The organism is Hungatella sp. SL.1.14 (assembly GCF_024460495.1).
Taxonomy (GTDB): domain Bacteria; phylum Bacillota; class Clostridia; order Lachnospirales; family Lachnospiraceae; genus Hungatella; species Hungatella hathewayi.
Window position 1 is genome coordinate 1 of record NZ_JANFYJ010000482.1, and the last position, 291, is coordinate 291.

The window sequence follows — 291 nt, forward strand, 5'->3', positions numbered from 1 at the left end:
ACCGCGTTGGAATGGTCGGACAGGAACAGATCACAGCCTTTCGACTCGGCACCTCTGGCAAAAAGGCCCTTTTCTTCATCCTGCCGCCGTCTTGTGGTAATCACTTCAATTCCATACTCCTCCAGATACTTCTTCTGCAGAAGATGCAGTTTCCATACCATGACAGACTCGTAATACCGATGATCTGCCGGGCTCTGGTTAAACCGGCCCTGATGGCCTGCGTCCAAACATATTTTCATATCACTGCTGACTCCTTTTTTACACTTATACTACAGGATATGAAACTTTGGG

1 protein-coding gene is annotated in these 291 nt (G+C 47.8%); it reads right to left on the reverse strand.

Features of this window, described 5'->3' with window-relative positions; translation table 11 throughout:
- A partial coding sequence (locus NE473_RS31935; protein WP_256265712.1) for an N-acetylmuramoyl-L-alanine amidase occupies nt 1–239 on the reverse strand: 239 nt, incomplete at its 3' end.
- Between the last annotated feature and the right edge of the window lie 52 nt (nt 240–291).